Annotated in this window: 3 protein-coding genes; 2 read left to right on the forward strand and 1 reads right to left on the reverse strand. The window is 70.2% G+C overall.

The features are described 5' to 3' along the window. Positions 1 to 125 precede the first annotated feature (125 nt). Positions 126 to 1,094 carry a GDP-L-fucose synthase family protein gene (locus ACFWI9_RS32710; protein WP_387168473.1) on the reverse strand — a complete coding sequence of 323 codons (969 nt, stop codon included), beginning with the start codon at positions 1,092 to 1,094 and terminating at the stop codon, positions 126 to 128. A 179-nt stretch (positions 1,095 to 1,273) separates the two neighbouring features. On the opposite strand from ACFWI9_RS32710, the gene gmd reads away from it, so the two are divergent. Both gmd and ACFWI9_RS32720 read left to right on the forward strand, forming a co-directional pair. Further along, on the forward strand, positions 1,274 to 2,287 hold the full coding sequence (gmd, locus tag ACFWI9_RS32715) for a GDP-mannose 4,6-dehydratase (RefSeq protein WP_387168476.1): 1,014 nt from the start codon (positions 1,274 to 1,276) through the stop codon (positions 2,285 to 2,287). Positions 2,288 to 2,551: 264 nt separating this feature from the next. Further along, a complete protein-coding gene (locus ACFWI9_RS32720) occupies positions 2,552 to 5,290 on the forward strand; it encodes a LamG-like jellyroll fold domain-containing protein (RefSeq protein ID WP_387168479.1) in 2,739 nt (912 codons plus the stop codon). The last annotated feature ends 133 nt before the right edge of the window (positions 5,291 to 5,423 follow it).

Here is a 5,423-nt window from a genome sequence, read left to right on the forward strand (position 1 = left end):
CCGGCGGGCCCGCGGGCGGCCGGGCGGCGGCGGGCCACGTCCGTAACGGCGGCTGCCTCCGTGGCCGTAGCCGGGAGGGCGCCCGCCTCCGTGGCTGTGACGGGGAGGGCGCCCGGCCGAGTCGGTCAGCTCCCGAGAGCGGTCTCCCGGCCGCCTTCGAGACCCTCGCGCCAGTGCGCGTAGGTCGCGGCGATGCCGTCGCGCAGCGGGATCGCCGGCTTCCAGCCGAGCCCCGCCAGCCGGGAGATGTCGAGCAGCTTGCGCGGGGTGCCGTCGGGCCGACTGGTGTCCCAGGCGATCCGGCCGGTGAACCCGGTGACCCCGGCGACCGTCTCGGCCAGTTCCCGGATGGTGAGGTCGTCTCCGCAGCCGATGTTGACCGGCTCGTCGCCGTCGTAGGAGCGCAGCAGCAGCGCGCAGGCGGCGGCGAGATCGTCCACGTGCAGGAACTCCCGGCGCGGGGTGCCGCTGCCCCACAGCACGACCTCGTCGCGCCCTTCGGCCACCGCCTCGTGGAAGCGCCGGATCAGGGCCGGCAGCACATGCGAGGTCTCCAGGTCGAAGTTGTCACCGGGCCCGTAGAGGTTCGTCGGCATGGCGCTGATGTACGACGCGCCGTACTGGCGCCGGTACGACTGCACCTGGACGATGCCGGCGATCTTCGCGAGGGCGTACGCCTCGTTGGTGGGCTCCAGCGGGCCGGTCAGCAGCGCGTCCTCGGTGATCGGCTGGGGGGCGTGCTTGGGGTAGATGCACGACGAGCCCAGGAAGAGCAGCCGGCCGACCCCGGCGGCGTGCGCCCCCGCTATCACGCTGAGCTGGATCTGGAGGTTCTCCTCCAGGAACTGCACCGGCTGCGTGCTGTTGGCCATGATGCCGCCGACCTTGGCGGCGGCGAGCACCACCGCGTCGGGGCGCAGGTCGGCCAGTTCGGCGGCGGTACGCGCGGCGTCGCGCAGGTCCAGCTCGGCACGGGTACGGGTGAGCACCTCGTGTCCGTCGGCGGCGAGCCGGCGGGCCACGGCGGAGCCCACCAGCCCACGGTGGCCGGCGACGAAGACACGGGCACGTTCGGGCAGCAGCGATGCGGTCATGGGCCGGATCATGCCAGGCGTTGCGTGATCAGTACGACCGCGTCGGCATTTCAGCGGAAATTACCGGTACTTCCCAGGATTCCAGAGATACCAGGTTTTCAAGGCAACCGGCCCGTGCACAGCGGGCGCAAGAACCGGATCCGGCCCCATGGCGGGTCCGGCATGGAGGGGAACATCACATGACCAAGACCGCGCTGATCACCGGCGTGACCGGCCAGGACGGCTCGTATCTGGCGGAGCTGCTGCTGTCGAAGGGCTACCGGGTGCACGGCCTGGTGCGCAGGTCGTCCAGCTTCAACACCGAGCGGATCGACCACATCTACCAGGGCCCGCAGGAGGCCGAGCGCAGCTTCGTGCTGCACCACGCCGACCTCTCCGACGGGGTGGCGCTGGTGAACCTGCTGCGCGACATCCAGCCGGACGAGGTGTACAACCTGGGCGCGCAGTCCCATGTACGGGTCTCCTTCGACGCGCCGCTCTACACCGGTGACGTGACCGGCCTGGGAGCGCTGCGGCTGCTGGAAGCCGTCCGGGCGAGCGGGGTGGACACGCGGATCTACCAGGCGTCGTCCTCGGAGATGTTCGGCTCGACGCCGCCCCCGCAGAACGAGGGCACGCCCTTCCACCCGCGCAGCCCTTACGGTGCCGCGAAGGTCTTCGCGTACTGGGCCACGGTCAACTACCGCGAGGCGTACGACATGTTCGCGGTGAACGGCATCCTGTTCAACCACGAGTCCCCGCGACGCGGCGAGACCTTCGTGACCCGCAAGATCACCCGCGCCGTCGCCCGGATCAAGGCCGGTCTCCAGGACCACCTCTACCTCGGGAACCTGGACGCGGTGCGCGACTGGGGTTACGCGCCCGAGTACGTCGAGGCGATGTGGCGGATGCTCCAGCACGACGAGCCGACCGACTACGTGGTGGCCACCGGAGTCCCGGCGACGGTGCGGGAGTTCGTGGAGACCGCGTTCGCCCATGTGGGTCTCGACTGGAACGACCACGTCCGCTACGACCCCAAGTACGAGCGCCCCAGCGAGGTCGACGCGCTGATCGGCGACGCGTCCAAGGCGCGTGAGCTGCTGGGCTGGAAGCCCACCGTCCTGGTGGAGGAGCTCGCGCGGATCATGGTCGACGCGGATGTGCGGCAGGTCGCGGACCAACTGGCGGGCGCCTCGGTGCGTATCGACCGCTGACACACGGTCGGGTGACGCGGCCGCCAACCGCCGGTTGCGTGACGCGACGGCGACCCCCGGTGACGGAAGCACTGTCCTGTCACACGGGACCGCCGTGAAAACGTTTAAATTGTTCATCAGATGAGTCAAATGCGTTCCGCGAAGTGGAATGCACTCGTAGAGTTCGCGCGCAAACACGTTCACACGGCCCGCCCCGACCCAGGGGGTACAGGCGGGCGCGTCAAGGCAGAGAGTCCGTGACCGGGCTCAGAAGCCGGGGGGTACATGCACAGAAGGAAGAGAGGGCGGCTGAGTGTCGTCCTCGCACTATCAGTGGCCGCGGCGGGCGGCCTGGGCGTGATGACGTTCCTGCCGCAGTCCGCCAACGCCATCACCTCGCCCGTCGCCTTCACCGCCGACGATCTGCCGACCTGGCAGACCAACGGCATCGTGTGGGCCATGGCCGAGGCGAACGGCACGGTCTTCGCCGGCGGCACCTTCTCCCAGGTGCGCCCGCCGGAGGGGGAGAGCGGCACCGCGCAGAACGCGCTGAACTTCGTCGCGCTGAACGCGGCGACGGGCGATCCCACGTCCTGCAAGCTGTCCTTCGCGGTCGGCAGCGGCACCGCGACCGTGCGGGCCCTCGCGGTCTCGCCGGACAAGAAGACGCTGTACGCGGGCGGCTACTTCGGCTCGGTCAACAACGTGCCGGTCAGCAGCCTCGCCGCCATCGACATCGCCACCTGCACGCCCAAGTCGGGCTTCCGCCCGAGCGTCCCCGCCACCGTGCGCGCGCTCGCGGTCACCGGGGACACCGTCTACCTGGGCGGCGACTTCACCTCCGTCGGCGGCGCCGAGCACGCGCGCTACGCCGCGGTGGACGCCACCAGCGGCGACGTCAAGCCGTTCCAGGCCGATGTGGACGAGCCCGGCCGGGCCGTCGCGGTCACCCCCGACGGCAAGAACGTGATCCTCGGCGGTGACTTCTTCACCGTCAACGGTGCGAGCTCGCACGCCTTGGCCGTCGTCAACGCGACCACGGGTGCCAATGTCCGCACCTACCCCGGCTTCATCGAGAGCAGGTCGGTGGTCAAGGCGCTCGACACCGACGCCACGGGCTTCTACACCGGCAACGAGGGCACCGGCGGCGGTGTGTTCGACGGCCGAATCGCGCTGGACCTGTCCACGCTGAACCAGCGCTGGCGCGACACCTGCCTCGGCGCGACCCAGGCCGTCGAGTCGTACGAGGGCGTGCTGTACAGCGCCTCGCACGCACACGACTGCTCCACTGTCGGGGAGTTCCCCGACGGCCGCCGCCGCCACCTGCTCGCGGAGCCGACCACCGGCACCAACAAGCTGGGCTGGTTCCCGGACACCAACGACGGTCCGGGCGAGGGCATCGGTCCGCGCACCATGGTGGTCTCCGAGACCGCCGACAACAAGTACATGTGGGTCGGTGGCGAGTTCACCACCGTCAACGGCTCCGCGGCCCAGGGTCTGACCCGCTTCGCGTCCTCCCCGGACACCGGGGCGCCGACGGTGCCCGTGGCCAGCGGCGAGTCCGTGAGTCCCTCCGAGGCCCGCGTCCGCTGGCGCTCGAGCTACGACCTGGACGACAGCAAGCTGACGTACAAGGTCTACCGCAACAACGGCGCCACGCCCGTGTACACGGTCGAGGGCGACTCCGTCGAGTGGTCGCGTCCGCAGCTCTCGTACACCGACAAGAACGTCACCCCCGGCTCCACCTACACCTACCGGGTGACCGCCACCGACGCCGCGGGCAACGCCTCCGGGCTGTCGTCCACGGTCACCGTGACGGTGCCGACCTCCGCCCAGAACTACGCGGCACAGGTACTGGGTGACGGCGCGAACATGTACTGGCGCTACGACGAGTCCAGCAGCCCGTTCATCGGCGACAGCTCGTCGGGCAACCAGAACGGCGTCCAGATCAACGAGCCCTCGCTGCGCCAGACCCCTGGTGCCGTGACGGGCGCGTCCACCGCGATGGGCTTCAACGGCACCAACGAGTGGGCCTACAGCGAGAAGAAGGTGGCGGGGCCGAGCCAGTACTCGATCGAGACCTGGTTCAAGACCACCACCATTCGGGGCGGCAAGCTGGTCGGATTCGGTGACCGGACCTTCCAGAACAGTGCCAACTACGACCGGCACGTCTACATGCGCAACAACGGTCAGCTGATCTTCGGCGTCTGGACGGGCACCGCCCGTACCATCACCACGCCGAACAGCTACAACGACGGCAAGTGGCACCATGTCGTCGCGACCCAGGGCGCCTCCGGGATGGCCCTGTACGTGGACGGTGTCCAGGTCGGCACGCTCGCCGAGACCGGCAACCAGAGCTACAACGGTTACTGGCGTATCGGTGGGGACAACATCAGCGCCTGGCCGAACCGTCCCACCAGCGCCTACTTCGCCGGTCAGCTGGACGAGACGGCGATCTACCCGTCGGCGCTGAGCGCGTCGCAGGTGCAGAAGCACCACTCCCTCGCGTCGGCCGTGGCCGACACCGTGCAGACGGTCCAGGCGGCGGAGGACACGTACGTCAACGCCGGTGCTCCCAGCACCAGCTACGGCACCTCCACCTCGCTGGCGGTGCGCGGAAACCCGGCGTACGAGACGTATCTGCGCTTCGACCTGCCGGCGGCGCCGGCCGGGACGGTGCTCAAGAGCGCGCGGCTCACGGTGAAGACCACCACGATGAGCAGCGCGGGCAGCGCGGACGAGATCTCCGTGCGTCCGGTGACCGGAAGCTGGACGGAGGCGGGTACCACGTACGCCTCCAAGCCGGCCGTCTCCGAAACCGCGATCGGCACCCTGACCGGGATGTCGGAGCTGTCGTCGCTCTACTCGACAGGGCTCGACACCGAGGCGCTCTCCTCGTCCCTGGGCGGCAGCTACGGCCTGGCGCTCACCAGCACCGGGACTGACGCCCTGTGGCTGTGGTCCGGTGAGGCGTCGGCCGCGGAGAACACCCCGCAGCTGGTGCTGACCTTCGGGGCGCCGTAACCTCGCCGCCTCCTGTGCGGGCCCCCCCCCTTAGAGGGCGGCCCCCGCACCCACCCCGGCCGCCCCGCGCGGTGGGGGCCCGGCCAGACCCCCCGGGCGCGCCCCCCCCCCCCCCGCCCCCCACGCCACACCG

The organism is Streptomyces sp. NPDC127084, from assembly GCF_042724175.1.
Lineage (GTDB): Bacteria > Actinomycetota > Actinomycetes > Streptomycetales > Streptomycetaceae > Streptomyces.